Below are 25,009 nucleotides of genomic sequence, written 5' to 3' on the forward strand. Positions count from 1 at the left end.
GCCACTTTGAACTTCAAACAGCTGATGGCGGCCGCACTCCTGCTTTCCTTGAGCGCTGTCGCCCAGGCCGAACGCCTGAAGGACATCGCCAGCATCTCCGGCGTGCGTTCCAACCAGTTGATCGGCTACGGCCTGGTGGTGGGGCTCAACGGTACGGGTGACCAAACCACGCAGACCCCGTTCACCTTGCAGACCTTCAACAACATGCTTTCGCAGTTCGGCATCAAGGTGCCGGCGGGGTCGGGCAACGTGCAGCTGAAAAACGTCGCGGCGGTGTCGATCAGTGCTGACTTGCCGGCGTTCTCCAAGCCGGGCCAGGTAGTGGACATCACCGTGTCGTCGATCGGTAACTCCAAAAGCCTGCGCGGCGGCACCTTGCTGATGACGCCCCTCAAGGGTATCGACGGCAACGTCTACGCCATTGCCCAGGGCAACCTGGTGGTGGGCGGTTTTGACGCCGAAGGTCGCGACGGCTCGAAGATCACCGTCAACGTGCCGTCGGCCGGTCGAATCCCGGGTGGTGCCACCGTTGAGCGCACCGTGCCAAGCGGTTTCAACCAAGGCAACAGCCTGACCCTGAACCTCAACCGCTCCGACTTCACCACCGCCAAGCGCGTGGTCGACAAGATCAACGACATGCTCGGCCCTGGCGTGGCCCAGGCCATCGACGGCGGCTCGATCCGCGTGACCGCGCCACTGGACCCAAGCCAGCGTGTGGACTACCTGTCGATCCTGGAAAACCTTGAGGTCGACCCAGGCCAGGCCGTGGCCAAAGTCATCATCAACTCGCGGACCGGCACCATCGTGATCGGTCAGAACGTCAAGGTGTCGCCCGCTGCGGTGACCCACGGCAGCCTGACCGTGACCATCACCGAAGACCCGATCGTCAGCCAGCCTGGGCCTTTGTCCAACGGCCAGACGGCGGTGGTGCCGCGTTCGCGTGTGAATGCCCAGCAAGAAGCCAAGCCGATGTTCAAGTTCGGCCCCGGCACCACCCTGGATGAGATTGTCCGTGCGGTGAACCAGGTGGGCGCAGCGCCCGGCGACTTGATGGCGATCCTCGAAGCATTGAAACAGGCCGGCGCCTTGCAAGCCGACCTGATTGTGATCTGAGGCCATGGCCATGGATATGCGCAAGAGCGGCATCAGCAGCACGGCGGATTCGGGGTCCTACTCTGACCTGAACCGGCTTAACCAGCTCAAGGTCGGTGCCGACAAGAACAGCGAAAGCAACATGCGCAAGGTGGCGCAGGAGTTCGAATCGTTGTTCTTGAGCGAGATGCTCAAGTCCATGCGTTCGGCCACTGAGGCGTTGGGCAAGGACAACCCGATGAACACGCCGGCCGCCAAGCAGTATCAGGAAATGTATGACCAGCAACTGGCGGTCTCGATGTCCCGCGAAGGCGGTGGTATCGGCCTGGCCGACGTGCTGATGCGCCAGATGCAGAAGAACAAACCGGTGGAGGCCCAGGCCGCCACCTTGCAAGGCCCGGCGGCTGCGGAGCCTGCGAAAAAAGTGGATGTGCCGACCGAGATCGCGGCGGGCACCCAGGCAGACGGTCCGTTGGGCCGCTCCAACGGCCAGCGTCCGCTGTGGGCTTACCGCGTGGCTGAGCCACAGGCGGGCGCCCCGGCGGCCCATAGCAATGACATGGAATTGATGAACCAGCGGCGCATCGCCTTGCCGAGCAAGCTGACCGATCGCCTGCTCGCCGGCATTGTGCCAAACGCGCCGGTTGCTATCGATGCCAAAAGCGCGCCGCTGCGTAACAGCGTGGCCGACGACAACGTGATCAACAGCACCGCCCGCACCTTCGCCGTGCCGAGCGGGCGCATGCAGGTCTACGGCCGCGCCGTGGCCCAGCCACCGTTGGCGCCGGCAAAGAAAGCCTTCAGTTCACAGGATGAATTTGTCGCCACCATGTTGCCGATGGCCAAGGCGGCCGCCGCGCGGATTGGTGTCGATCCGAAGTACCTGGTGGCCCAGGCCGCCCTGGAAACCGGTTGGGGTAAATCGGTGATGCGCGCCGAAGACGGCAGCAGCAGCCACAACCTGTTCGGCATCAAGGCCGGCCAGAGTTGGCAGGGCGGCCAGGCTCGCGCGATCACCAGTGAGTTCCGCGATGGCGCGATGGTCAAGGAAACGGCGCAGTTCCGTTCCTACGACTCTTACCAGGACAGCTTCCACGACCTGGTGACGTTGCTGCAAAGCAATGATCGCTATAAAGAAGTTGTGAAGTCGGCCGACAACCCGGAACAGTTTGTTCGCGAGTTGCAAAAAGCCGGTTACGCAACCGACCCGGCCTATGCCAGCAAGATTTCGCAGATCGCCAAAACGATGGACAGTTACCAGAATTACGCTGCCGCTGGCGCAACCACACATTTATAAGGTCTGAACCATGAGTTTGCTCAGTATCGGGATGTCAGGGCTCAATTCCGCTCAAGGATCGTTGTCGGTCTTGAGTAATAACATTGCCAACGCCAACACCGCGGGTTACTCACGGCAGCAGACTACCCAGAATGCCAACGCGGCGAACCAATTCGGTGGTGTGTTCATCGGCAGCGGTACCACCCTGGCTGATGTGCGCCGGGTGTATAACGAGTTCCTCGACGCGGCGTACCAGAACAGCACCTCGCTCAACAGCGATGCCAAGGCTTATCTGGATCAGGTCAGTGCCGTCGACAAGACGCTGTCGGACAAGACCACCGGCATGTCGTCCGTGCTCAGCGCGTTCTTCGCGGCGGCCCAGACCGCCTCGGCCAACCCGAGCGATACGTCGGCCCGCCAGATTCTGCTCACCAGCGCCCAGACGTTAAGCAACCGGTTCAACTCGATCTCCAACCAGTTGAGCCAGCAGAAAGAAACCATCAACAGTCAGTTGACCTCCATGGCTGACCAGGTCAACCAATTGACCTCGTCGATTGCGTCCCTCAACAAGCAGATCAACCAGGTGCAGGGCGCGTCGAATACCACGCCGGCCAACCTGCTGGACGCGCGTGCCGAGGCGGTACGCTCGCTCAATGAGCTGATCGGCGTGACCGCCAGCGAGAAAAACGGTGTGTTCAGTGTCAGCACCGGCACGGGCCAATCCCTGGTACTGGGCGATCAGTCCAACTCGATTTCTGCCGTGCCTGGCAAGGACGATCCGACCCAGTACACCATTCAGATGAACATGCCGGGTAACACGGCGGTGGATATCGGCAATGTGATCAGTGGTGGCAGCATCGGCGGCTTGATGCGCTATCGCAGTGACGTGTTGATGCCGGCCATCAACGACCTGGGGCGCATCGCCATCGTCACCGCCGACACGATCAACAGCCAGCTGGGGCAGGGCATCGACCTGAACGGCGAGTTCGGCGCGTCGATGTTCAAGGACATCAATAGCGCAGCAGCAGTGGCTTTGCGCAGTGTGGCCGGTCAAGGCAACCAGGGCGCCGGTAGCCTGGGTGTGACGATCAAGGACACCAGCAAGCTGACCAACTACGATTACAAGGTTACCTTCAGCGACCCGACCAATCTCAATAAAGTGACGGTGCAGCGCTCCGATGGCAAAGCCATGGGTTCCTTTGATATCTCCGCCACACCGCCTTCGGTGATCGACGGCTTTACCCTTGAGCTCAAAAACGGCCCGATGTCGGCCGGTGACAGCTTCAAGGTCAGCCCGACCGCCAGCGGCGCGAAGGATATCGGCACAGTCCTCACAGACCCGAGCAAGATTGCCTTTGCCGCACCGCTCAAAGGCGAGGCCAGCAAAACCAACCAGGGCACCGGCAGCTTCACGCCGCCAACCCTGACCGTGCCGCTGGATCTCCAGGGCGGCGCCAATACCGCGCAACTGCGCATCGGCATTGAAAACTCGATGCCGGTGAAGATGGTATTTGGCAAGCCCGCCGCCGACGGCACTCAGAGTTACACGATCAACGACGCCAAGGGCGATCCGATCGGCACCGGCACCATCATTCCGGGGCAGTCCAACAAAATCAGCATCAACGTGCCAATGCGCGATGCCAGCGGCGCCCTGGTGGTGCCGGCCAAGAGCTTCAGCTTTGACACCTCGGTGGCCGGCTCGCCGACCGATGGCGACAGCACCACCTTTTCGTTCAACGCCAGCGGCAAGTCCGATAACCGCAACGCCCAGGAACTGCTGAACCTGCAAACCAAGGCAACGGTGGGTGTTGCCGCCGATGGCAGCGGCGGCACCAGCCTGGTCGGCGCCAATAGCAAGTTGGTGTCCACGGTCGGCGCCAAGGCCGCAGCGGCTACCACCGATACCACGGCCACCAACGCGTTACTGACGGCCAACAAAAATGCGCGCAACTCCGTGTCCCAGGTCAACCTGGATGAGGAAGCGGGCGACATGATCAAGTTCCAGCAGTACTACACAGCGTCGTCGCAGATCATCAAGGCTGCGCAAGAAACTTTCAGCACGCTGATCAATAGTCTTTAAGGGAGTCTGGGACGATGCGCATTTCTACACAGCAGTATTTCGACACCAGTGCCGCCAAGTACCAGAACAACTATGCCGGCGTAGTGCAGGCTCAGCAGCAGGCGAGTTCCGGCGTGCGTGTGCAGACCGCAGGGGATGATCCGGTGGCGGCGCAGCGTTTGCTGATGCTGCAGCAGCAGAAAGATATGCTGGCGCAGTTCAGCGGCAATATCTCAAACATCAACAGCTCGCTGACCAATGAAGAAAGCGTGCTGACGGCGATCAATGCAACCATCCAGGCCGCCAGCCAATTGGCGTTGAAGGCCGGTGGCGTGACCAGTGATGCCGACCGCAAATCCATCTCGGTCGAAGTGGGCGCCCTTGAAGACCAACTGCTGGGCTTGCTCAACAGCAAGGATGCGGCGGGCAACTACCTGTTCTCCGGCTCCAAGACCGATACGCCGCCGTACTCGCGCAACATCGACGGCACCTACAACTATCAGGGCGACGAAAATGAGTTGAGCCTGCAGGTGTCCGAAACGTTGACCGTACGCACGGGCGACACCGGCAAGACCATTCTGGAAGGTGCGGCCAACAACAGCCGCACTCAGACCAAGTACACCACGCCCGCGCCGGTGCCCCCGGCGACGACGCCGTCGCAGGTGGATGACCATAAAGTTGCCATTTCGGCCGGCCTGATAACCTCGAGTGTCGACTACAGCAAGTCGTTCGCCGACGGCCAGCCGTACAAGGTGACGTTCACCAGCAGTACCCAGTACGTGGTGACCGACAAGGACAACAACGACATTACCTCGCAACTCCCGGGTAATGGCACGTTCGACTCCACTAAGGAAGGCAGCGCCAGCATCAACGTGCGTGGGGTCAAGTTCGATATCAGCGTCGATCTCACGGACAAGGCCACTGGCCCTGATGCCGATGCCATGGTCAAGGGCCGCGAGTTCACCCTGGCCGCCAAGCCGGACACCTTTAACGTGTCCCGCACGGCAAGCAACACGTCGTCGACGCAGTTGACCAATGCCACGGTCAGCAATCCCGCTAAATATGCCAGCACCTTTCCGGCCAACAGCGGTGTGCTGGTCAAGTTCAGTGACACTGACTCGTCGGCCTTCCAGGTGTTTGCACAGCCCTACAACGCCAACAGCAAGCCGATTGATTCGGGCGTCATCGACACCACCACCACGCCGAGCTCGATCACAGTGGCCGGTGTGACCTTCGGCCTGAGCGGCGCGCCTAATGTGGGCGATCAGTTCGCGGTGGGCGCCAGCACCCAGAAGACCCAGAGTGCCCTCGACACCTTGAGCCAATTGCGCAAGGCCCTGGAACAACCGGCCGATGGCATTCCTGGCGCACGGGTGAAACTGCAGGATGCCCTCAACGCCGCCGTCAGCAACCTGACCAGCTCGGCGGACCAGGTGGACAACGTGCGCGGCTCCATCGGTGCGCGGCAGAATGCGCTCACCGTGCAGTCCAGCGAAAACGAAAGCGTCGGCCTGGCCAACAAATCCACCATGAGTGCCCTGGCGAACATCGACATGGGGGAAGCGGCAATCAATCTGACCCTGCAGCAAACCATGCTGGAAGCGTCGCAACTGGCCTTCGTGAAAATCTCGCAGTTGAGCCTGTTCAACAAGATGTAAGCGGCGCTACGTCAAGCGGCCCGCTCTGGAAACAGGGCGGGCCGTTGTCGTTTCTGGGATTTAATTGTTTGAAGGTTTTGCACAAAGCACACACAATTGAGTGACCTGTGAGTCATAAAGCGCATCTTCACTGTATCGTGTGAAAAGGATAAGTCGTCACAGGGTCCTTGCGAGGCGGCTTTCAGCGAGATTTTTATGGGGTTATCCCCTTTATTGTCAGCACTCCGGGCGCAGTCCCTGGGGTGTTCTCCAGCTATTTAGTATTGGGAAGCCACAATGATTGGCATAAAAAGCATCGCCAGTTACGTGCCGGCAGACGGTATCGATAACTACGCCCAGGGTGCCAAATTCGCCAAGGATGAAGAGTTCATCATTGGCAAGATCGGTTCGGCGTTCCTGCCACGCAAGGAAGCTGCGCAGGAAACCTCCGATCTGTGTGTCGAAGCGGTCAACGCTTTGTTTGCCAACAACCCGGATTTGAAGCGCGAGTCGATTGACGCGCTGATCGTCGTCACCCAGAACGGCGATGAAGAGGGCTTGCCGCATACGGCGGCCATCGTCCAGGACAAACTCGGCCTGCCGACCCACGTCGCTGCCTTCGATATTTCCCTGGGCTGCTCCGGTTACGTCTACGGCATCTATGCGATGAAGGGCTTCATGGAAGCCGCCGGCCTGAAAAACGGCCTGTTGATCACTGCCGATCCGTATTCGAAGATTGTCGACCCGGAAGACCGTAACACCACCATGCTGTTCGGCGATGCCGCGACCGCCACCTGGATGGGCGAAGACGCGCCGTGGTTGCTGGGCAAGTCGAAGTTCGGCACCGACGGTTCCGGTGCGCCGCACCTGAAGGTCAGTGATGGCGTGTTCTTCATGAACGGCCGCCAGGTCTTCAACTTCGCACTGCTCAAAGTGCCGGCGCATTTGCATGAGCTGCTCAATGAGTCGGACCTCAAGGCTGACGAGATTGATGCGTTCTGCATCCACCAGGGCAGTGCGGCGATTGTCGACGCCGTGGCGCGTCGCTTTGAAGATGCGCCCGTGGACAAGTTCATCAAGGACATGGTCGAGACCGGTAACACTGTGTCGTCGAGTATTCCGCTGTTGCTGGAAAAGCACGTGATGGACGCCACCTGGAAGCGTGTGGCCATCAGCGGTTTTGGTGTGGGCTTGTCGTGGGGCTCGGCGATTCTCTATCGCCCTTGACGCTTCAATAGTCTGAATAAAAAACGCCGATGATCGAGAGATCATCGGCGTTTTTTATTGTGGCGAGGGAGCTTGCTCCCGTTGGGCTGCGCAGCAGCCCTCAATCCTTTCAGTCGCCCCAAAAGCCCAATGAATACAGGGTCGTAAACCCTTGAATTGCAAGGGGTGGCACGGCGCCAGTAAAAAAATCAAAAAAAATCCTCAAGCAACCGGCTACCACGACGATAACTATTACGTAGGTTCTCAGGCCACACCCGGCGGTTGCCAGGGCCGGAAGCCGCAGTATCCATCCAACGAGGATTTCGTCATGGCTTTAACAGTAAACACCAACATTGCTTCCATCACTACTCAGGGCAACCTGAACAAAGCTGGCGGCGCCCTGGCCACTTCCATGCAGCGCCTGTCTTCCGGCCTGCGTATCAACAGCGCTAAAGACGACGCTGCCGGCCTGCAGATCGCTAACCGCCTGACCAGCCAAATCAACGGCCTGGGCCAAGCAGTCAAAAACGTGAACGATGGTATCTCCATCGCTCAGACCGCTGAAGGCGCGATGCAGGCTTCGACCGACATCCTGCAAAAAATGCGTACCCTGGCTCTGTCTTCCGCTACCGGTTCCCTGAGCGCTGACGACCGTAAATCGAACAACGACGAATACCAGGCTCTGACTTCGGAACTGACCCGTATCTCCAACACCACCACTTTCGGTGGCCAGAAGTTGCTGGACGGTTCGTACGGTACCAAAGCTATCCAGGTTGGCGCCAACGCCAACGAAACCATCAACCTGAGCCTGGAAAACGTTTCGGCCCAGAACATTGGTTCGCAGCAGATCAAGTCGAGCAAAATCGCACTGAACGCGACTGGCATTGCGGCAACTACTCTGAACGTTACCGGTAACGGCCAGACTGGCAAAGTTGATGTCAAGGTTGGCGACTCGGCCAAGACCATCGCTGCTGGCCTGAACGGCGCCATCGGTGGCCTCAGCGCTACTGCCAGCACTGAAGTCAAATTCTCGGTCAACGAGACTCTGACTAAGGGCGATCCAACTACACTTCCAACTCCAACCGCTGGCGTACCTGCCAACTTCGAACTGACCGTGGGTAAAGCCACTGTTAAATTTGTAGGTGTGACCGACACCGCTGGTTTGGCTGACCAACTGAAATCCAACGCTGCAAAATTGGGCATCAGCGTCAACTATGATGAAGCTAAAGGCACCCTGGAAGTCAAATCTGACACCGGCGAAAACCTGTCCTTCAAGAGCGACACCGGCGGCGCCGCGATCTCCGTAAACGTTAAAGACGGTAACGGCAAGTACGCAATGAACGCTGGTGGCACTGCTGAAGCGCCAACTGCTCTGTCGGGCACCGTGGGTACTGTTACTGTTGCTACTGGCCAAGTTTCGCTGGATTCGTCCAAAGGCTACGCCATTGCCGATGCAAGCGCGACTCCACTGTTCGGCGCAGCTGACGTGTCTTCCCAGAAGACCACCGTTGCTGAAACCGACGTGACTGACGCTTACAACGCGCAAAACGCCCTGTCCGTTATCGACAAGGCCATCGGCACCATCGACAGCGTGCGTTCGGGCCTGGGTGCTACCCAGAACCGTCTGACTACCACTGCAGACAACCTGCAGAACATTCAGAAGAACTCCACCGCTGCACGTTCCACCGTTCAGGACGTCGACTTCGCTTCCGAAACCGCCGAACTGACCAAGCAACAAACCCTGCAATCGGCTTCCACCGCGATCCTGTCGCAGGCTAACCAGCTGCCATCCGCTGTACTGAAGCTGCTTCAGTAATCCCGGCGCTTGGTAACTAACGGAAGGGCGCGTCTACGTGCCCTTCCGTTTTTTCGGTTTAGAGGAGATTGGACATGGACATGAGTGTGAAGCTGAACCAGTCTTATCCGCCGGTTGCACCTCAAAGCGCACCAGCACCGGTAACTGCCGACAAAAGCATCAACAACGTCCAGGAAACACCCGCCATTGGCAAACAGCCTGAGCGCGCGGACCTGGAAAAAGCAGTCACGGATATTCGCGAATTCGTACAAGCTGCCCAGCGCAGCCTGGATTTTTCCATTGATGATTCCACCCACCGTGTGGTGGTCAAGGTCATCAATACCGACAATGGTGAAGTGATTCGCCAGATTCCGTCGGAAACCGCATTGAAACTGGCGCAGAGCCTTTCCAGCGCAAGCAACGTGTTGTTTGACGACAAAGCGTGAGCTGGCATGAAACTTGTTGCTGTCTGGTCTTGATGCGTCAACAGTCAAGATAACGGCAGCCACCGAACAGGAGATAGATGATGGCGGGTTCAACGGTAAGTGGTATCGGTTCGAACATCGATACGCAAGCGATCGTGAAGTCCTTGGTGGACGCCGAAAAGGTGCCCAAGCAGACGCAGATCAATACCGCGTCCCAGAAGGCGACCACCACGCTGTCTTCGATCGGCAAGATTCAGGCGGCGCTGGATGCCTTCCGCGGCGCGCTGGACAACATGACGGCCAACTCCAGTTTCAGCGGTTTGACGGGTTCGTCCTCGGATGAAAAAGTTGCGACCATGACGGCTAGCAACACGGCGTCCAACGGCAGCTTCCGGCTGGTGGTCAACCAGTTGGCCCAGGCGTCCAAGTTGTCGACGAAGAATTTCGCTGGTGGCACGTCGACGGTGGTGAACGCTACTGACAAGCCGACGACGCTGACGATCTCGCAATCGGGCAAGGATTACGACGTAAACATCCCTGCGGGCGCGACCCTGCAGCAAGTGCGTGACTCGATCAACACGCAGTTCGGCACGTCCGGCTTGAGTGCTAACATCCAGACCGACTCCAACGGCTCGCGGCTGATCCTGACTTCTACCACCATGGGTACGGGTTCGGACCTTAAGTTGTCGGGCAACTCGGGTTTGGATGCCGGGTCTACGGTCGTTGATAAGCCGTTGGACGCGCTATACACAATCGATGGCGTTGCGTCTGTGTCCAAGACCAACAACATCGAAGGTGCTCTTAGTGGTGTGAATATCAAGTTGGTGTCGGTGTCCGCGCTGAAAACCGCTGGCGATACCGCTGTAAATCCCGAGCGAAATGCCACGCTTATCACGGTCAGCACCAATAACGCTGCGCTGAAGTCCGGAGTCAAAGGTTTCATCGATACCTATAACGCTCTGATTACTGCGATGAATGCCGAAACCAAGGTCACCAAGAACCTGGATGGCAGCACCACGCCTGCAGCCCTGACAGGCGATTCGACCATGCGTTCGCTGCAGGCTGCCATTCGCAATGAGTTCAACACGTTGTCGGGGACCGGTACATTCAAATCCTTGGCTCAATTCGGTGTGAGTACCAGCTCCACCACCGGTTTGTTGACCATTGATGATAAAAAGTGGGATGCGGCGGTTAAAACCAATGCGGCCGACATTAACAGTATGTTCAGTGGCAAGAACGGCATGCTGGCGCGCATGAAAAGCGCGACCGATGACTTCGCCAAGGCAACCACGGGCGTCTTGGCCACGCGTTCTACCTCGCTGTCTGACAGCTTGAAAGACCTGGGCAAGCAGCAGGAAACCTTGAACGAGCGCATGGACCTGCTGACCAAGAGCCTGTCCGACAAGTACAATGCCATGGACACACTGGTCGCCCAATTGCGCCAACAAAGCACCAGCGTCATGACCACGCTCAACGCCTTGAACAACCCCAAAACCAACAGTTGATTCCAACTGACGCAAAAGGCCAGGCAACCTGCCTGGCCTTTTTGTATCGGAGGACGACTGGCGCTAAAGCTTTTTGCGACCCAGTCGACATATTGGTTACTGAAACCCTTTTCGCTGTCGCCTGTCACGAGGTAGAAACATGAATCCCATGAGAGCCCTTCGCCAATACCAGAAGGTCAATTCCCATGCTCAGATCTCCGAAGCCAGCCCTCATCGTCTGGTGCAGATGCTGATGGAAGGCGGCCTCGACCGCATGGCCCAGGCCAAAGGCGCTTTGGCGCGCGGCGACATCGCGACCAAGGGCCTGATGCTCGGCAAGGCAATCGACATCGTGATCGGCCTGCGTGACGGCCTGGATGCGGAAAAGAGTGACAACCCGGCTTACGTCCAGCAACTGGAGAGTCTGTACGCGTACATGACCAACCGTCTTATGGAAGCCAACCTGCACAACGACGCCGACATGATCGACGAAGTGGCGCGTTTGATGATTACCGTAAAAGAAGGCTGGGATGCCATCGGCGCGCCACAAGGCGCAGCAGAGTAAGGCCATCGGCCTTGAGGAATACGTCATGAGCCAAGCATTGCAACGCATTGATGAAACCCGTGAGGCGCTGATGGGCGCGCTGGCGGACCGTAACTGGGACGCCATCGGCGAGCTGGACATGGGCTGTCGCGACGTCATCGAGCAGGTGCTCAGTGAAGCGCCGGTCGATGAGGATGCGTTGCGTGAAAAGCTTGAGAGCTTGCTGGCGGTTTATCAGCAGTTGCTTGAGGTGACGACTGGCGAACGCCAGGCGATTTTCGAAGAGATGTCGCAGATCAACCAAGCGAAAAATGCGTCAAAGGTTTACCATCTGTTCGGCTGAAAAGCGTCAGTTGGTCCGATCGGTGCGTCATATATTTGACTGTGCCAGCATTTTTGACTTAACTAGTGCTGTTTTCAGATTTCAGACGTCTAGTAAGTAATTAATCTTACAAGTGTCTCGATTGCCCGCATTCCTGGGCAGGAAGTTTTACTAGGGAAGTTGCTATTGCATGTGGCGTGAAACCAAAATTCTGCTGATTGATGACGATAGCGTCCGCCGCCGCGATTTAGCGGTGATTTTGAATTTTCTTGGCGAAGAAAATCTGCCCTGCGGCAGCCATGATTGGCAGCAGGCGGTCAGCTCATTGTCATCGAGCCGTGAAGTCATTTGTGTGCTGATCGGGACGGTAAACGCTCCTGGCGCTGTTTTGGGCTTGTTAAAGACACTGTCAACCTGGGATGAGTTCCTTCCCGTGTTGCTGATGGGCGATATTTCTTCCGTCGACCTGCCCGAAGACCAGCGCCGCCGGGTACTTTCCACCCTGGAAATGCCGCCCAGCTACAGCAAATTGCTCGACTCCCTGCACCGTGCCCAGGTCTACCGCGAGATGTACGACCAAGCCCGCGAGCGCGGTCGCCATCGCGAACCCAACCTGTTCCGCAGCCTGGTCGGCACCAGCCGCGCCATCCAGCACGTGCGTCAGATGATGCAGCAAGTGGCCGACACCGACGCCAGCGTGCTGATCCTCGGCGAGTCCGGCACCGGCAAGGAAGTGGTCGCGCGCAACCTGCATTACCACTCCAAGCGCCGCGACGGGCCATTTGTGCCGGTCAACTGCGGGGCGATCCCGGCAGAACTGCTGGAAAGCGAACTGTTCGGCCACGAGAAGGGTGCCTTCACCGGCGCGATCACCAGCCGTGCCGGTCGTTTCGAGTTGGCCAACGGCGGCACGCTGTTCCTCGACGAAATCGGCGACATGCCGCTGCCGATGCAGGTCAAGCTGCTGCGTGTGCTGCAGGAGCGTACCTTCGAGCGCGTGGGCAGCAACAAGACCCAGAGTGTCGACGTACGCATCATCGCGGCCACCCACAAGAACCTCGAAAGCATGATCGAGGTCGGCAGCTTCCGCGAAGACCTGTACTACCGCCTCAACGTATTCCCGATCGAGATGGCCCCGCTGCGCGAGCGCGTGGAAGACATCCCGCTGCTGATGAACGAACTGATCTCGCGCATGGAGCACGAGAAGCGCGGTTCGATCCGCTTCAACTCCGCCGCGATCATGTCCCTGTGCCGCCACGGCTGGCCGGGCAACGTGCGCGAGCTGGCCAACCTGGTGGAGCGCATGGCGATCATGCACCCCTACGGTGTAATCGGCGTGGTCGAACTGCCAAAAAAATTCCGTTATGTCGACGACGAAGACGAGCAACTGGTCGACAGCCTGCGCAGTGACATGGAAGAACGGGTGGCCATCAATGGTCATGCTCCGGACTTCAGCAACACGGCCATGTTGCCGCCTGAAGGCCTGGACCTGAAGGACTACCTCGGCAACCTGGAACAAGGCCTGATCCAACAGGCCCTGGACGACGCCAACGGCATCGTCGCCCGTGCCGCCGAGCGCCTGCGTATTCGTCGCACCACCCTGGTGGAGAAGATGCGCAAGTACGGTATGAGCCGCAAAGAAGGTGATGAACAGGCGGATGATTGACGCCTGTTTTTCAACTGACTGAAAACTAAGCCTATTTTTTTAGGCACGGGTATTGCTACAGCCCTCGCAACGTTCCGTTTAACTGACGGTCAGCCAAGCGAGAGAGCATGATGCCCCACGCCGCCCAACATTCTTCCAGTCCTGCCATTGCGGGGCTGGTTCCTTCTGTAGAACAGCAAAGTCGCCAGGGCCTGGAACAGGCCTTTTCGCTGTTCAACCAGATGTCCAGCCAATTGACCGATTCCTACAGCCTGCTTGAAGCCCGGGTGTCCGAGCTGAAAGGCGAGTTGGCGGTGGTCAGTGCCCAGCGCATGGAAGAGCTGGCCGAGAAAGAGCGCCTGGCCAACCGTCTGCAAAATCTGCTGTCACTGCTGCCTGGCGGTGTGATTGTCATCGACGAAGAAGGCCGTGTGCGCGAAGCCAACCCGGCTGCCTGCGACATGCTTGGCCTGCCGCTGGAAGGCGAGCTGTGGCGGCATGTCATCACCCGCTGCTTTGCGCCCCGTGAAGATGACGGTCACGAAATCTCCCTGAAGGATGGCCGCCGTTTGTCCATCGCCACCCGTTCCCTAGACGCGGAGCCGGGCCAACTGGTGCTGCTCAACGACCTGACTGAAACCCGTCACCTGCAAGACCAGTTGGCGCGGCATGAGCGTTTGTCTTCCCTGGGGCGCATGGTCGCTTCTTTGGCGCATCAGATCCGCACGCCGCTGTCGGCTGCCCTGATCTACGCCAGTCATTTGACTGATGAGCAATTGCCCGCGGCCACCCATCAACGGTTTGCCGGTCGCCTCAAGGAGCGCCTGCATGAGTTGGAGCACCAGGTGCGCGACATGCTGGTGTTTGCCCGTGGCGAATTGCCGCTCACCGACCGCATCACGCCGTCCGCGTTGATGCAGGCCCTGCAAGCGGCCGCCGCCACCCATATCCAGGACGTCCAGGTGCGCTGGCAGTGCGACAGCCATCTCGGTGAGTTGCTGTGCAACCGCGACACGCTGGTGGGTTCGCTACTCAACCTGATCGAAAACGCCACCCAGGCCAGCGGCCCCGGCGCGCGGCTCAAGGTGCACCTGTACAACCGTGGGCAAAACCTGCGCCTGTGCATCAGCGACAGCGGCAGTGGTATCGAGCCCGCTGTGTTGCAGCGCCTGGGCGAACCGTTTTTCACCACCAAGACCAACGGTACGGGCCTGGGCCTGACCGTGGTCAAGGCAGTGGCACGTGCCCATCAGGGAGAATTGCAACTGCATTCCCGCGTTGGGCGTGGCACCTGTGCATTGATGACCTTGCCGCTGTTTTCCAGCGCGGCAAGCGCGGAGTAGAAAGGTTATGGCTATCAAGGTTCTGTTGGTGGAAGACGATCGCGCCCTGCGTGAAGCATTGGCTGACACGCTGCTGTTGGCGGGCCATGACTACCGGGCGGTCGGTTCTGCCGAGGACGCCTTGGAGGCGGTGGAGCAGGAGTCCTTCAGCCTGGTGGTCAGTGACGTCAACATGCCCGGCATGGACGGCCACCAGTTGCTCGGCCTGCTGCGTGCGCGTCAGCCGCAGTTGCCGGTGTTGCTGATGACTGCCCATGGCGCCGTTGAGCGTGCGGTCGACGCCATGCGTCAAGGTGCGGCGGATTACCTGGTCAAACCCTTCGAACCTAAAGCGCTGATCGAACTGGTCGCGCGGCATGCCTTGGGCGTGATCTCGGCCAGTGAAGGCGAAGGCCCGATTGCCTTCGAGCCGGCCAGCGCACAATTGCTGGAGCTGGCGGCCCGCGTGGCGCGCAGCGATTCCACTGTGTTGATTTCCGGCGAGTCCGGCACCGGCAAGGAGGTGCTGGCGCGTTATATCCACCAGCAATCGACCCGCGCCAAGCAGCCGTTTATCGCGATCAATTGCGCGGCGATCCCCGACAACATGCTTGAAGCCACGCTGTTCGGCCATGAAAAGGGCTCCTTCACCGGCGCCATCGCGGCCCAGGCAGGCAAGTTTGAACAGGCCGACGGCGGCACCATCCTGCTCGATGAGATTTCGGAAATGCCCCTGGGCCTGCAAGCCAAGTTGCTGCGGGTGCTGCAGGAGCGTGAGGTTGAGCGCGTCGGCGCGCGTAAGCCGATCCAGTTGGATATCCGCGTGGTCGCCACCACCAACCGCGACCTGGCGGGCGAAGTGGCGGCGGGGCGTTTCCGTGAAGACTTGTTCTACCGGCTCTCGGTGTTCCCGCTGGCCTGGCGCCCGTTGCGCGAGCGCCCGGCAGATATCATTCCGCTGGCCGAGCGCCTGCTGAACAACCACGTCAAAAAAATGAAGCATGCCCAGGCGCGCCTGTCGGCCGAGGCTCAGGCGTGCCTGATCGGCTATCCGTGGCCCGGTAACGTGCGGGAATTGGACAACGCCATCCAGCGCGCGCTGATCCTGCAACAGGGCGGGCTGATCCAGCCCCAGGATTTTTGCTTGGCCATGGGCAGTGGTGCTGCGCCGCTGCCGACCTTGGCGCCGGCGCCCGGGGTGGTCGAAACCGAGACCGCTGGCGCCCTGGGCGACGACCTGCGTCGCCGTGAATTTCAAATGATCATCGACACCCTGCGCTCTGAGCGCGGTCGTCGCAAAGAGGCTGCCGAACGCTTAGGGATAAGCCCGCGCACCTTGCGCTACAAGCTGGCGCAGATGCGCGATGCCGGGATGGATGTGGAAGCGTATCTGTTCGCCACATAACCGGTAACAAGGTCGACAAGGTTTGTCGCCTTTTCTTACGAGTTGGTACAGAGCTGGCACCCTTGTTGCTACCTCCCCTAGTAATTGCGGCGTAGCGTCAAAAAACATGCGGGTTGTCGGAGAGAGAAGTTCATGAGCCAGGGTATTGAGTTCAATCGGTTGATGTTGGATATGCGCTCCATGCAAATGGATGCCATGGCTCAGCCGAAATCCGTCGCGCCAGCGCCGGAATTGGGCCAAAGCAGCTTTGCCGACATGCTCGGCCAGGCCATCAACAAAGTCAGTGACACCCAGCAAGCCTCCAGCCAGTTGGCCAACGCCTTTGAAATCGGCAAAAGCGGCGTGGACCTCACCGATGTGATGGTCGCCTCGCAAAAAGCCAGCGTTTCCTTCCAGGCCCTGACCCAAGTGCGTAACAAGCTGGTTCAGGCCTACCAAGACATCATGCAGATGCCGGTTTAAGGACGAGATTTAAGTCATGGCAGAAGCAGTCGTGGACAACGCACCCGCCAAGGCAGACGGCAAGCCGCCGCTGTTTGGCCTGTCGTTCCTGGAAAACCTCTCCGAAATGACCATGCTGCGTCAGGTGGGCCTGATGGTCGGCCTGGCGGCCAGCGTGGCGATTGGTTTTGCCGTGGTGTTGTGGTCGCAGCAACCTGATTACCGGCCGCTGTACGGCAGCCTGGCGGGCATGGATTCCAAGCAGATCATGGAAACCCTGGCCGCCGCCGACATCGCCTACACCGTGGAACCCAACTCCGGGGCCCTGCTGGTCAAGGCCGACGACGTGGCCCGTGCGCGCATGAAACTCGCCGCCGCCGGCGTGACCCCGTCCGACAGCAACATCGGTTTCGAGATCCTCGACAAGGACCAGGGCCTGGGCACCAGCCAGTTCATGGAAGCCACCCGCTACCGTCGTGGCCTGGAAGGCGAACTGGCGCGCACCATCTCCAGCCTGAACAACGTCAAGGGTGCCCGCGTGCACCTGGCCATTCCGAAAAGCTCGGTATTTGTGCGCGACGAGCGCAAGCCAAGCGCTTCGGTCTTGGTTGAGCTGTTTGCCGGCCGCTCCCTGGAGCCTGGTCAGGTCCTGGCGATCGTCAACCTGGTCGCTACCAGCGTGCCAGAACTCAGCAAGTCGCAGATCACGGTGGTCGACCAGAAGGGCAACCTGCTGTCCGATCAGGGCGAAAACTCCGCGCTGACTCAAGCCGGCAAGCAGTTTGACTACAGCCGCCGCGTCGAAAGCATGCTCACCCAGCGTGTGCACAACATCCTGCAACCGGTGCTGGGCAACGATCGCTACAAGGCTGAAGTGTCGGCCGATGTGGATTTCAGCGCCGTCGAGTCGACCTCCGAGCAGTTCAATCCGGACCAGCCTGCTTTGCGCAGCGAACAGTCCACCAGCGAACAACGCACCGCCGCCAATGGCCCGCCGCAAGGTGTGCCGGGTGCCCTGAGCAACCAGCCGCCAGCCCCGGCCTCTGCGCCGCAAACCACCGGTGGCGCTACTGCCAGCGCTGGCGCGATCCAGCCAGGCCAGCCATTGTTGGACGCCAACGGCCAGCAGATCATGGACCCGGCCACCGGCCAGCCGATGCTGGCCCCGTACCCGGCGGACAAGCGTAACCAGTCCACCAAGAACTTCGAACTCGACCGCTCCATCAGCCACACCAAGCAGCAACAGGGTCGCGTCAATCGCCTGTCGGTGTCGGTGGTGGTGGATGACCAAGTCAAGGTCAATGCCGCTGACGGCGCCGTTACCCGTGCCCCCTGGACCGCCGACGAATTGGCGCGCTTCACTCGCCTGGTGCAGGACGCTGTGGGTTTTGACGCCAGTCGGGGTGACAGCGTCAGCGTGATCAACATGCCGTTCTCCGCCGAGCGTGGCGAAGTGATCGCTGAACCGTCGTTCTACTCGCAGCCGTGGTTCTGGGACATCGTCAAGCAAGTGTTGGGCGTGTTGTTCATCCTGGTGCTGGTGTTTGGCGTACTGCGCCCGGTGCTCAACAACATCACCGGCAACGGCAAGAAACAGCTGGCCCTGGCCGGTGGCGACGTGGAATTGGGTGGCATGGGCGGCCTGGACGGCGAACTGGCCAACGACCGCGTGAGCCTCGGCGGCCCGCAAAGCATCCTGTTGCCAAGCCCGAGCGAGGGTTACGACGCTCAGCTGAACGCAATCAAGAGTCTGGTGGCAGAAGACCCGGGCCGTGTGGCCCAGGTCGTGAAAGAGTGGATCAACGCAGATGAGTGATAATCGAGCCGCTGTTGCCAAGCTCACCAAGGTCGACAAAGCCGCAGTCTTGCTACTGTCCCTGGGTGAAACCGACGCCGCCCAAGTGCTGCGCCACATGGGCCCTAAAGAGGTTCAGCGTGTCGGCGTGGCCATGGCGCAGATGCGCAATGTGCACCGCGAGCAAGTCGAGCAGGTGATGAGCGAGTTCGTCGAGATCGTCGGCGACCAGACCAGCCTGGGCGTCGGCTCCGACAGCTACATCCGCAAGATGCTCACCTCGGCCCTGGGCGAAGACAAGGCCAACGGCCTGATCGACCGCATCTTACTGGGTGGCAATACCAGCGGCCTCGACAGCCTGAAATGGATGGAACCGCGCGCCGTGGCCGACGTGATCCGCTACGAGCACCCGCAGATCCAGGCGATCGTGGTGGCTTACCTCGACCCGGACCAGGCCGGTGAAGTGCTCGGCCACTTCGACCATAAAGTGCGCCTGGACATCATCCTGCGCGTGTCGTCGCTTAACACCGTGCAGCCGGCGGCCCTGAAAGAACTCAACACGATTCTGGAGAAGCAGTTCTCCGGCAACTCGAATGCCTCGCGCACCACCCTGGGCGGTATCAAGCGCGCGGCCGACATCATGAACTTCCTCGACAGCTCGGTCGAAGGCCAGTTGATGGACTCGATCCGCGAGATCGACGACACCCTGTCCGGCCAGATCGAAGACCTCATGTTCGTGTTCAACAACCTCTCCGATGTCGACGACCGTGGCATCCAGGCGTTGCTGCGCGAAGTGTCCTCCGACGTGCTGGTGCTGGCCCTCAAGGGGTCGGACGAAGGCGTCAAGGAAAAGATCTTCAAGAACATGTCCAAGCGTGCCTCGGAACTGTTGCGCGACGACCTGGAAGCCAAAGGCCCGGTACGCGTCAGCGACGTGGAAACCGCGCAGAAAGAAATCCTCACCATTGCCCGCCGTATGGCCGAAGCCGGAGAAATCGTTCTCGGCGGGAAGGGCGGCGAAGAAATGATCTAAGGCGCCTCTCATGTCGAACAAAGATGAGGCGCCCAGCGATCTGATTCGCGCACGGGACGTCGGTGGGTTCGACATCTGGTCGTTGCCCAGCTTCGATCCGCATGTGCCCGAGCCCGAGCCTGAACCGGTTGAAGAGCCACCGGCGGAAATGGAAGAAGTGCCGCTGGATGAAGTCCAGCCACTGACCCTGGAAGAGTTGGAAGCGATCCGCCAGGAGGCTTACAACGAGGGCTTCGCGGCGGGTGAAAAAGATGGTTTTCGCAGCACCACCCTCAAGGTCCGCCAGGAAGCCGAGGAGGCGCTGAGCGTCAAGTTGGCCAGCCTGGAGCGCTTGATGGGCGGGCTGTTCGACCCCATCGGCGAGCAGGACTCGCAGATCGAAAAAGCCATGGTCGAGTTGGTGCAGCACATCGCCCGCCAGGTGATCCAACGCGAGTTGGTGCTGGACTCCAGCCATATCGAAAGCGTGATGCGCGAAGCTCTCAAGCTGCTGCCCCTGGGCGTCGGCAATGTACGGCTGTACATCAATCCGCAGGATTTCGAACAGGTCAAAGCCCTGCGCGAGCGCCATGAAGAAACCTGGCGCATCGTCGAGGACGCGTCGCTGCAACCCGGTGGTTGCCGCGTCGAGACCGAGCACAGTCGTATTGATGCCACGGTGGAAACCCGCATAAGCCAGATCATGGCCAAGCTGCTGGACCAGGCCCACGAGCAGGTATTGAACCCGGCAGAGCCGGACCTCAGCCTGGACCTGGACGCCCCTGATGCGCCTTGATCGCACCAGCTTCGCCAAGCGCCTGAGTGGTTACGCCGAAGCCACCGAGTTGCCTGGCCAGCCGATCCTTGAAGGACGCCTGCTGCGCATGGTCGGCCTGACCCTCGAAGCCGAGGGCCTGCGCGCCGCCATGGGCAGCCGCTGCATGGTGATCAACGACGACAGCTATCACCCGGTGCAGGTCGAAGCCGAGGTAATGGGCTTTTCCGGCAGCAAGATTTTCCTGATGCCCGTGGGCAGTTTGGCGGGCATTGCCCCCGGCGCCCGCGTGGTGCCCTTGGCCGACACCGGCCGCCTGCCGATGGGCATGAGCATGCTCGGCCGCGTGCTTGACGGCGCCGGTCGCGCGCTGGATGGCAAAGGTGGCATGAAAGCCGAAGACTGGGTGCCGATGGACGGCCCCACCATCAACCCGCTCAACCGTAACCCCATCAGCGTGCCGCTGGACGTGGGCATTCGCAGCATCAACGGATTATTGACGGTCGGCCGTGGCCAGCGTCTGGGCCTGTTTGCCGGTACCGGCGTAGGTAAATCAGTACTGCTGGGCATGATGACGCGTTTTACCGAGGCCGACATCATCGTGGTCGGGCTGATCGGTGAGCGGGGCCGCGAGGTGAAGGAATTCATCGAGCACAGCCTGGGTGAAGAAGGCCTCAAGCGCTCGGTCGTCGTCGCGTCTCCAGCGGACGATGCACCGCTGATGCGCCTGCGCGCCGCCATGTACTGCACGCGCATCGCCGAATATTTCCGCGACAAGGGCAAGAACGTCCTGTTGCTGATGGACTCGCTCACACGTTTCGCCCAGGCCCAGCGGGAAATTGCCCTGGCCATCGGTGAGCCGCCGGCCACCAAGGGCTATCCGCCGTCGGTGTTCGCCAAGCTGCCCAAACTGGTGGAGCGTGCCGGTAACGCCGAAGCCGGGGGCGGCTCGATCACCGCGTTCTATACCGTGCTGTCCGAAGGCGATGACCAGCAGGACCCGATTGCCGACTCGGCGCGGGGCGTGCTCGACGGTCACATCGTGCTGTCGCGGCGCTTGGCTGAAGAAGGGCACTATCCGGCCATCGATATCGAAGCGTCCATCAGCCGGGTGATGCCGGCGGTGGTGACGCCGGAACACATGATCCGCGCACAACAGTTCAAGCAGTTGTGGTCGCGCTATCAACAGAGCCGCGACCTGATCAGCGTCGGCGCCTACGTGGCGGGCGGCGATCGCGACACCGACCTGGCCATCGCCCTGCAACCGCAGTTGGTGACCTACCTGCGCCAGGGCCTCAACGACAAGATCAGCATGGGCGAAAGCGAAGCGCACCTGCAGTCGATCTTCGCCCCGGCGCCGGGCGGCTAAGCCATGGCCAACAGCCGCGCCGCGCGCCTGGCACCGGTGGTGGACATGGCCGAAAAGGCCGAGAAAACCGCCGTGCAGCGCCTGGGTTACTTCCAGGGCCAGGTGCGCTTGGCGGAAAGCAAGCTGGGCGACCTCGAGCGCTTTCGCGGCGAGTACCAGCAGCAGTGGATCGAGCGGGGCTCTAAAGGTGTGTCCGGCCAATGGCTGATGGGCTACCAGGGCTTTCTCAACCAACTGGAAACGGCCGTCGGCCAGCAGCGCCAAAGCCTGGCCTGGCACCAGAACAACCTCGATAAAGCCCGCGAAAGCTGGCAAGCGGCGTTTGCCCGGGTTGAAGGCCTGCGCAAACTGGTGCAGCGCTATATCGACGAAGCACGCGCGCTTGAAGACAAGCGCGAGCAAAAGCTGCTCGACGAACTGTCCCAGCGCCTTCCACGCCAGTCCCAGTTCTAAATGTGGGAGCGGGCTTGCTCGCGAATGCGGTGGGTCAGTCACAGATATATCAACTGACACACCGTATTCGCGAGCAAGCCCGCTCCCACAGTTGATTTGTGGTGTTGCTCAGATCGGGTTCGCCTGCTAAACCTTGTGTCATTGCCAAAGACAAGGAAGCAGTCGCATGTCAGTCGAGTCAGAAGTATCCCTGGATGGGAAGAAGTTGACGATCGCGGTCAAGGGCCGGTTCGATTTCGGCAGCCACCAGACGTTTCGTGATGCCTACGAGCGTTTCTACAAGGTGCCCGAGTTGTACGTCGTCGATCTGAAGGAAACTACCTACATGGACAGTTCCGCCTTGGGCATGCTCCTGCTCCTGCGTGACCACGCCGGTGGCGACGAGGCGGAGGTCCGGGTAGTCAACAGTAACTCCGACGTGCGCAAGATCCTCGCCATCTCCAACTTCGACAAACTGTTCGACATCAGTTGAGCGTCCTGGCCCCGGTCCTTGAACCGCTGACGATCCTGATCGCCGAAGACAGCGCCGCCGACCTGCTGTTGCTGTCGACCATCATCCGGCGCCAGGGTCATCAGGTGCTCACGGCTACTAACGGCGCTGAGGCAGTCGAAGTGTTTACCCGTGAGCGCCCGCAACTGGTGTTGATGGACGCGCTGATGCCGGTGATGGATGGCTTTGAGGCGGCGCGGCGAATCAAGCAGTTGGCGGGCGAAGAGCTGGTGCCGCTGATTTTCCTCACCTCTCTGCGCGAGAGCGAAGCCCTGGCCCAGTGCCTGGATGCCGGTGGTGATGACTTCCTGCCCAAACCCTACAACCAGCTGATTCTCGCGGCGAAGATCAACGCCATGGACCGCCTGCGCCGGTTGCAAGCCACGGTCCTGCAACAGCGCGACCTGATCGCCAAGCATCACGACTATCTTCTGCATGAGCAGCGGGTGGCCAAGGCGGTGTTCGATAAGGTTGCGCATTCGGGTTGTATCAACGCCGCGCCGAATATCCGTTACCTGCAATCGCCCTATGCGCTGTTCAACGGCGACCTGCTGCTGGCGGCTTACACGCCGTCCGGCGATATGCATGTGCTGCTCGGCGACTTCACTGGCCATGGCCTACCGGCGGCGGTGGGCGCCATGCCCCTGGCTGAAGTGTTCTACGGCATGACGGCCAAGGGCTACGGACTGGCGCAGACCCTGCGCGAGATGAACGCCAAGCTCAAGCGCATCCTGCCGGTGGACATGTTCTGCTGCGCCACTCTGTTGTGCCTGAGCACGCAGCGGCGGGTGGTGGAGGTGTGGAACGGCGGGATGCCCGAAGGCTACGTGCATGAAATCGCCAGCGGCAAACGCACGCCGCTGGAATCGCGGCATTTGCCGCTGGGCGTGCTATCGGCCGAAGCCTTTGATGATCGTACTGAAGTCTGGCCCATGGCCCTGGGTGATCGGGTGTTCCTGTTGTCCGATGGCGTGCTGGATACCGCCGATGCCAACGACCAACTGTTCGGCGCCGAACGTTTGCAGCAGGTGTTTGCCGCCAATCGCGAGCCTGATCGTTTATTTGAAGATATCGAACAGGCACTGGCGGCGTTTCGCGGTGAAGTGCGCGATGACGTGAGCCTGGTGGAAATCACCTTGCAGCCTGGCCAGCCTCTGCGTGCCTCGGGCCCGTTGTATGCGGACAGTGGGCAGTCGTGCCCGCTGGATTGGTCGGTGAGTTTCGAATTCCGTGCCGAAACCTTGAAGCGTTACAACCCGTTGCCCTATCTGCTGCAACTGTTGTTGGAGATCCATGGCCTGCGCGAGCAGAGCGGGGCGTTGTATAGCGTCATGGCTGAGCTGTATTCGAATGCGCTGGAGCATGGCGTACTAGGCCTGGATTCTCGGCTCAAGCGTGATGCCCAGGGGTTTGCCGAGTATTACCGTCAGCGTAATGACCGCCTGGCGCAGCTCGACAGCGGGTATATCCGGGTGCATGTGCAGGTGGTGCCGACGGCGGCGGGTGGGAAGATGACCTTGCGCATCGAAGACAGCGGTCCGGGGTTTGATGTGGAGCAGGTGCTGGCGCGGCCGCTGGATATCGACCGTCTGTCTGGCCGGGGCTTGAGCCTGGTACGTCAGTTGAGCAGCGATGTAGGCTGGTCGGATGGTGGGCGCAGTGTGTGCGTGGAGTTTTGCTGGGGGGCTCTGGCATAATCCGCCGATTCTTGATCAAGGAGCGAGCAAGTGGTTGATCTACATCTGGACCCGCAGGTGCTGTCGGGTTTGCAGGAAGTCATGGAAGGCGAGTATCCGAAGTTGCTGGATACCTTTCTTGATGATTCCCAGAAGCGTGTCGAGGCGTTGCGCAAGGCTCGGGATGATGCGAAGGCGTTGGGGCGGATTGCGCATAGTTTCAAGGGGAGTAGTGGGAACCTTGGGGCGGTGAGGTTGGCGCAGTTGTGTCAGCGGTTGGAGGCTGAGTCTGTTGAGTCCAATGCGGATTTGGGGGCGTTGGTGGATCAGATTGATCATGAGTTTGCGTTGGTGAAGCCGTTGTATGAGACGGAGCGGCAGCGGTTTCAGATTTGATTGAGTACATATCCGTTGCTGCGGTAACGGCTGCTTAGGGTTCCGCTCTTACAGCGGGTCACTTTTTGAAGAGCGCAAAAAGTAACCAAAAACGCTCCGCCCCAACACTCGGCACCTCGCCTAGGCTCGGTGTGCCCTCACTCCGGCTTGAATCCGTGGGCCGCCGCGATGGGCCATCCTTGGCCCAGCGCGGCTAACCCGGCGTCCTGCCGGGTTACCCACGGATTCAAGCCTGCGTTCGGCCAGCGTGTTTGACGGGGCGCCTCAGATCAGGATCAAGAGCGACTCGCTTCGCATCGTGGATATGTTTTTTGTCCTCTGTAGGAGCCGCGTTTGCCTTTGCCTTTGCTCTACACCACTCAAGCCGGCTGTCAGGCCGCTGTGCTCTTG

Annotated in this window: 22 protein-coding genes; all 22 read left to right on the forward strand. The window is 60.1% G+C overall.

Annotation, left to right across the window (positions count from 1 at the left end; all coding sequences use genetic code 11):
• Positions 1 to 24 precede the first annotated feature (24 nt).
• Positions 25 to 1,113, forward strand: coding sequence for a flagellar basal body P-ring protein FlgI (locus HX823_RS03890; RefSeq protein WP_033901075.1), 1,089 nt, complete (start codon positions 25 to 27; stop codon positions 1,111 to 1,113).
• A gap of 4 nt (positions 1,114 to 1,117) precedes the next feature.
• On the forward strand, positions 1,118 to 2,389 hold the full coding sequence (gene flgJ, locus HX823_RS03895) for a flagellar assembly peptidoglycan hydrolase FlgJ (RefSeq protein WP_177074160.1): 1,272 nt from the start codon (positions 1,118 to 1,120) through the stop codon (positions 2,387 to 2,389).
• A 10-nt stretch (positions 2,390 to 2,399) separates the two neighbouring features.
• Entirely contained in the window at positions 2,400 to 4,448 is a 2,049-nt protein-coding gene (gene flgK / locus HX823_RS03900) for a flagellar hook-associated protein FlgK (RefSeq protein WP_177074161.1), read from the forward strand.
• A 14-nt stretch (positions 4,449 to 4,462) separates the two neighbouring features.
• A complete protein-coding gene (locus HX823_RS03905; protein WP_177074162.1) occupies positions 4,463 to 6,085 on the forward strand; it encodes a flagellar hook-associated protein 3 in 1,623 nt (540 codons plus the stop codon).
• A 276-nt stretch (positions 6,086 to 6,361) separates the two neighbouring features.
• The gene (locus tag HX823_RS03910; protein WP_010208730.1) at positions 6,362 to 7,291 is read left to right on the forward strand and encodes a ketoacyl-ACP synthase III; all 930 of its coding nucleotides are present in this window, start codon (positions 6,362 to 6,364) and stop codon (positions 7,289 to 7,291) included.
• 307 nt (positions 7,292 to 7,598) lie between these two features.
• Positions 7,599 to 9,086: a flagellin gene (locus HX823_RS03915; RefSeq protein ID WP_177074163.1), complete on the forward strand. Its 1,488-nt coding sequence runs from the start codon at positions 7,599 to 7,601 to the stop codon at positions 9,084 to 9,086.
• A 74-nt stretch (positions 9,087 to 9,160) separates the two neighbouring features.
• Positions 9,161 to 9,511: a flagellar protein FlaG gene (locus HX823_RS03920; RefSeq protein ID WP_177074164.1), complete on the forward strand. Its 351-nt coding sequence runs from the start codon at positions 9,161 to 9,163 to the stop codon at positions 9,509 to 9,511.
• A gap of 80 nt (positions 9,512 to 9,591) precedes the next feature.
• Positions 9,592 to 10,995, forward strand: coding sequence for a flagellar filament capping protein FliD (gene fliD, locus HX823_RS03925; RefSeq protein WP_177074165.1), 1,404 nt, complete (start codon positions 9,592 to 9,594; stop codon positions 10,993 to 10,995).
• A gap of 139 nt (positions 10,996 to 11,134) precedes the next feature.
• Positions 11,135 to 11,539 (forward strand): flagellar export chaperone FliS, encoded by a 405-nt coding sequence (gene fliS / locus HX823_RS03930; RefSeq protein WP_021490843.1) that lies wholly within the window; start codon positions 11,135 to 11,137, stop codon positions 11,537 to 11,539.
• Between the two features lie 25 nt (positions 11,540 to 11,564).
• The gene (fliT, locus tag HX823_RS03935) at positions 11,565 to 11,861 is read left to right on the forward strand and encodes a flagellar protein FliT (protein ID WP_028617332.1); all 297 of its coding nucleotides are present in this window, start codon (positions 11,565 to 11,567) and stop codon (positions 11,859 to 11,861) included.
• A gap of 169 nt (positions 11,862 to 12,030) precedes the next feature.
• Positions 12,031 to 13,506, forward strand: a complete 1,476-nt coding sequence (locus tag HX823_RS03940; RefSeq protein WP_016975634.1) for a sigma-54 dependent transcriptional regulator — start codon at positions 12,031 to 12,033, stop codon at positions 13,504 to 13,506.
• 110 nt (positions 13,507 to 13,616) lie between these two features.
• Positions 13,617 to 14,828 carry a PAS domain-containing sensor histidine kinase gene (locus tag HX823_RS03945; protein ID WP_061449498.1) on the forward strand — a complete coding sequence of 404 codons (1,212 nt, stop codon included), beginning with the start codon at positions 13,617 to 13,619 and terminating at the stop codon, positions 14,826 to 14,828.
• 7 nt (positions 14,829 to 14,835) lie between these two features.
• Positions 14,836 to 16,212, forward strand: coding sequence for a sigma-54 dependent transcriptional regulator (locus tag HX823_RS03950; RefSeq protein ID WP_177074166.1), 1,377 nt, complete (start codon positions 14,836 to 14,838; stop codon positions 16,210 to 16,212).
• A 132-nt stretch (positions 16,213 to 16,344) separates the two neighbouring features.
• A complete protein-coding gene (gene fliE, locus HX823_RS03955) occupies positions 16,345 to 16,674 on the forward strand; it encodes a flagellar hook-basal body complex protein FliE (protein WP_015885194.1) in 330 nt (109 codons plus the stop codon).
• Between the two features lie 16 nt (positions 16,675 to 16,690).
• Positions 16,691 to 18,469, forward strand: coding sequence for a flagellar basal-body MS-ring/collar protein FliF (gene fliF / locus HX823_RS03960; RefSeq protein ID WP_028617328.1), 1,779 nt, complete (start codon positions 16,691 to 16,693; stop codon positions 18,467 to 18,469).
• Positions 18,462 to 19,481 (forward strand): flagellar motor switch protein FliG, encoded by a 1,020-nt coding sequence (fliG, locus tag HX823_RS03965; protein ID WP_010563975.1) that lies wholly within the window; start codon positions 18,462 to 18,464, stop codon positions 19,479 to 19,481. Before fliF ends, fliG begins: the two co-directional genes overlap by 8 nt.
• Before the next feature lie 10 nt (positions 19,482 to 19,491).
• Entirely contained in the window at positions 19,492 to 20,256 is a 765-nt protein-coding gene (fliH, locus tag HX823_RS03970) for a flagellar assembly protein FliH (RefSeq protein ID WP_177074167.1), read from the forward strand.
• Complete coding sequence (fliI, locus tag HX823_RS03975; RefSeq protein WP_038847746.1) at positions 20,246 to 21,604, forward strand: flagellar protein export ATPase FliI; 1,359 nt, start codon at positions 20,246 to 20,248, stop codon at positions 21,602 to 21,604. Before fliH ends, fliI begins: the two co-directional genes overlap by 11 nt.
• A gap of 3 nt (positions 21,605 to 21,607) precedes the next feature.
• The gene (gene fliJ, locus HX823_RS03980; RefSeq protein WP_028617325.1) at positions 21,608 to 22,057 is read left to right on the forward strand and encodes a flagellar export protein FliJ; all 450 of its coding nucleotides are present in this window, start codon (positions 21,608 to 21,610) and stop codon (positions 22,055 to 22,057) included.
• Positions 22,058 to 22,223: 166 nt separating this feature from the next.
• Entirely contained in the window at positions 22,224 to 22,529 is a 306-nt protein-coding gene (locus HX823_RS03985; RefSeq protein ID WP_038847747.1) for an STAS domain-containing protein, read from the forward strand.
• Positions 22,526 to 24,244: a fused response regulator/phosphatase gene (locus HX823_RS03990; RefSeq protein WP_177074168.1), complete on the forward strand. Its 1,719-nt coding sequence runs from the start codon at positions 22,526 to 22,528 to the stop codon at positions 24,242 to 24,244. Before HX823_RS03985 ends, HX823_RS03990 begins: the two co-directional genes overlap by 4 nt.
• Positions 24,245 to 24,274: 30 nt before the next feature.
• The gene (locus HX823_RS03995) at positions 24,275 to 24,619 is read left to right on the forward strand and encodes an Hpt domain-containing protein (protein WP_177074169.1); all 345 of its coding nucleotides are present in this window, start codon (positions 24,275 to 24,277) and stop codon (positions 24,617 to 24,619) included.
• Positions 24,620 to 25,009: the final 390 nt, after the last annotated feature.

Source organism: Pseudomonas sp. P7759, from assembly GCF_013386445.1.
GTDB lineage: Bacteria > Pseudomonadota > Gammaproteobacteria > Pseudomonadales > Pseudomonadaceae > Aquipseudomonas > Aquipseudomonas azotoformans_A.

What these genes read in the sequence shown, in the direction of transcription:
- HX823_RS03905 (WP_177074162.1), top strand. Translation starts at nt 4,463, where the DNA reads ATGCGCATTTCTACACAGCAGTATTTCGACACCAGTGCCGCCAAGTAC.
- fliS (WP_021490843.1), top strand. Translation starts at nt 11,135, where the DNA reads ATGAATCCCATGAGAGCCCTTCGCCAATACCAGAAGGTCAATTCCCAT.
- fliI (WP_038847746.1), top strand. Translation starts at nt 20,246, where the DNA reads ATGCGCCTTGATCGCACCAGCTTCGCCAAGCGCCTGAGTGGTTACGCC.
- HX823_RS03915 (WP_177074163.1), top strand. Translation starts at nt 7,599, where the DNA reads ATGGCTTTAACAGTAAACACCAACATTGCTTCCATCACTACTCAGGGC.
- fliJ (WP_028617325.1), top strand. Translation starts at nt 21,608, where the DNA reads ATGGCCAACAGCCGCGCCGCGCGCCTGGCACCGGTGGTGGACATGGCC.
- fliG (WP_010563975.1), top strand. Translation starts at nt 18,462, where the DNA reads ATGAGTGATAATCGAGCCGCTGTTGCCAAGCTCACCAAGGTCGACAAA.
- HX823_RS03945 (WP_061449498.1), top strand. Translation starts at nt 13,617, where the DNA reads ATGCCCCACGCCGCCCAACATTCTTCCAGTCCTGCCATTGCGGGGCTG.
- fliT (WP_028617332.1), top strand. Translation starts at nt 11,565, where the DNA reads ATGAGCCAAGCATTGCAACGCATTGATGAAACCCGTGAGGCGCTGATG.
- fliD (WP_177074165.1), top strand. Translation starts at nt 9,592, where the DNA reads ATGGCGGGTTCAACGGTAAGTGGTATCGGTTCGAACATCGATACGCAA.
- HX823_RS03890 (WP_033901075.1), top strand. Translation starts at nt 25, where the DNA reads ATGGCGGCCGCACTCCTGCTTTCCTTGAGCGCTGTCGCCCAGGCCGAA.
- HX823_RS03920 (WP_177074164.1), top strand. Translation starts at nt 9,161, where the DNA reads ATGGACATGAGTGTGAAGCTGAACCAGTCTTATCCGCCGGTTGCACCT.
- HX823_RS03910 (WP_010208730.1), top strand. Translation starts at nt 6,362, where the DNA reads ATGATTGGCATAAAAAGCATCGCCAGTTACGTGCCGGCAGACGGTATC.
- flgK (WP_177074161.1), top strand. Translation starts at nt 2,400, where the DNA reads ATGAGTTTGCTCAGTATCGGGATGTCAGGGCTCAATTCCGCTCAAGGA.
- fliH (WP_177074167.1), top strand. Translation starts at nt 19,492, where the DNA reads ATGTCGAACAAAGATGAGGCGCCCAGCGATCTGATTCGCGCACGGGAC.
- HX823_RS03950 (WP_177074166.1), top strand. Translation starts at nt 14,836, where the DNA reads ATGGCTATCAAGGTTCTGTTGGTGGAAGACGATCGCGCCCTGCGTGAA.
- fliE (WP_015885194.1), top strand. Translation starts at nt 16,345, where the DNA reads ATGAGCCAGGGTATTGAGTTCAATCGGTTGATGTTGGATATGCGCTCC.
- flgJ (WP_177074160.1), top strand. Translation starts at nt 1,118, where the DNA reads ATGGCCATGGATATGCGCAAGAGCGGCATCAGCAGCACGGCGGATTCG.
- fliF (WP_028617328.1), top strand. Translation starts at nt 16,691, where the DNA reads ATGGCAGAAGCAGTCGTGGACAACGCACCCGCCAAGGCAGACGGCAAG.
- HX823_RS03940 (WP_016975634.1), top strand. Translation starts at nt 12,031, where the DNA reads ATGTGGCGTGAAACCAAAATTCTGCTGATTGATGACGATAGCGTCCGC.
- HX823_RS03985 (WP_038847747.1), top strand. Translation starts at nt 22,224, where the DNA reads ATGTCAGTCGAGTCAGAAGTATCCCTGGATGGGAAGAAGTTGACGATC.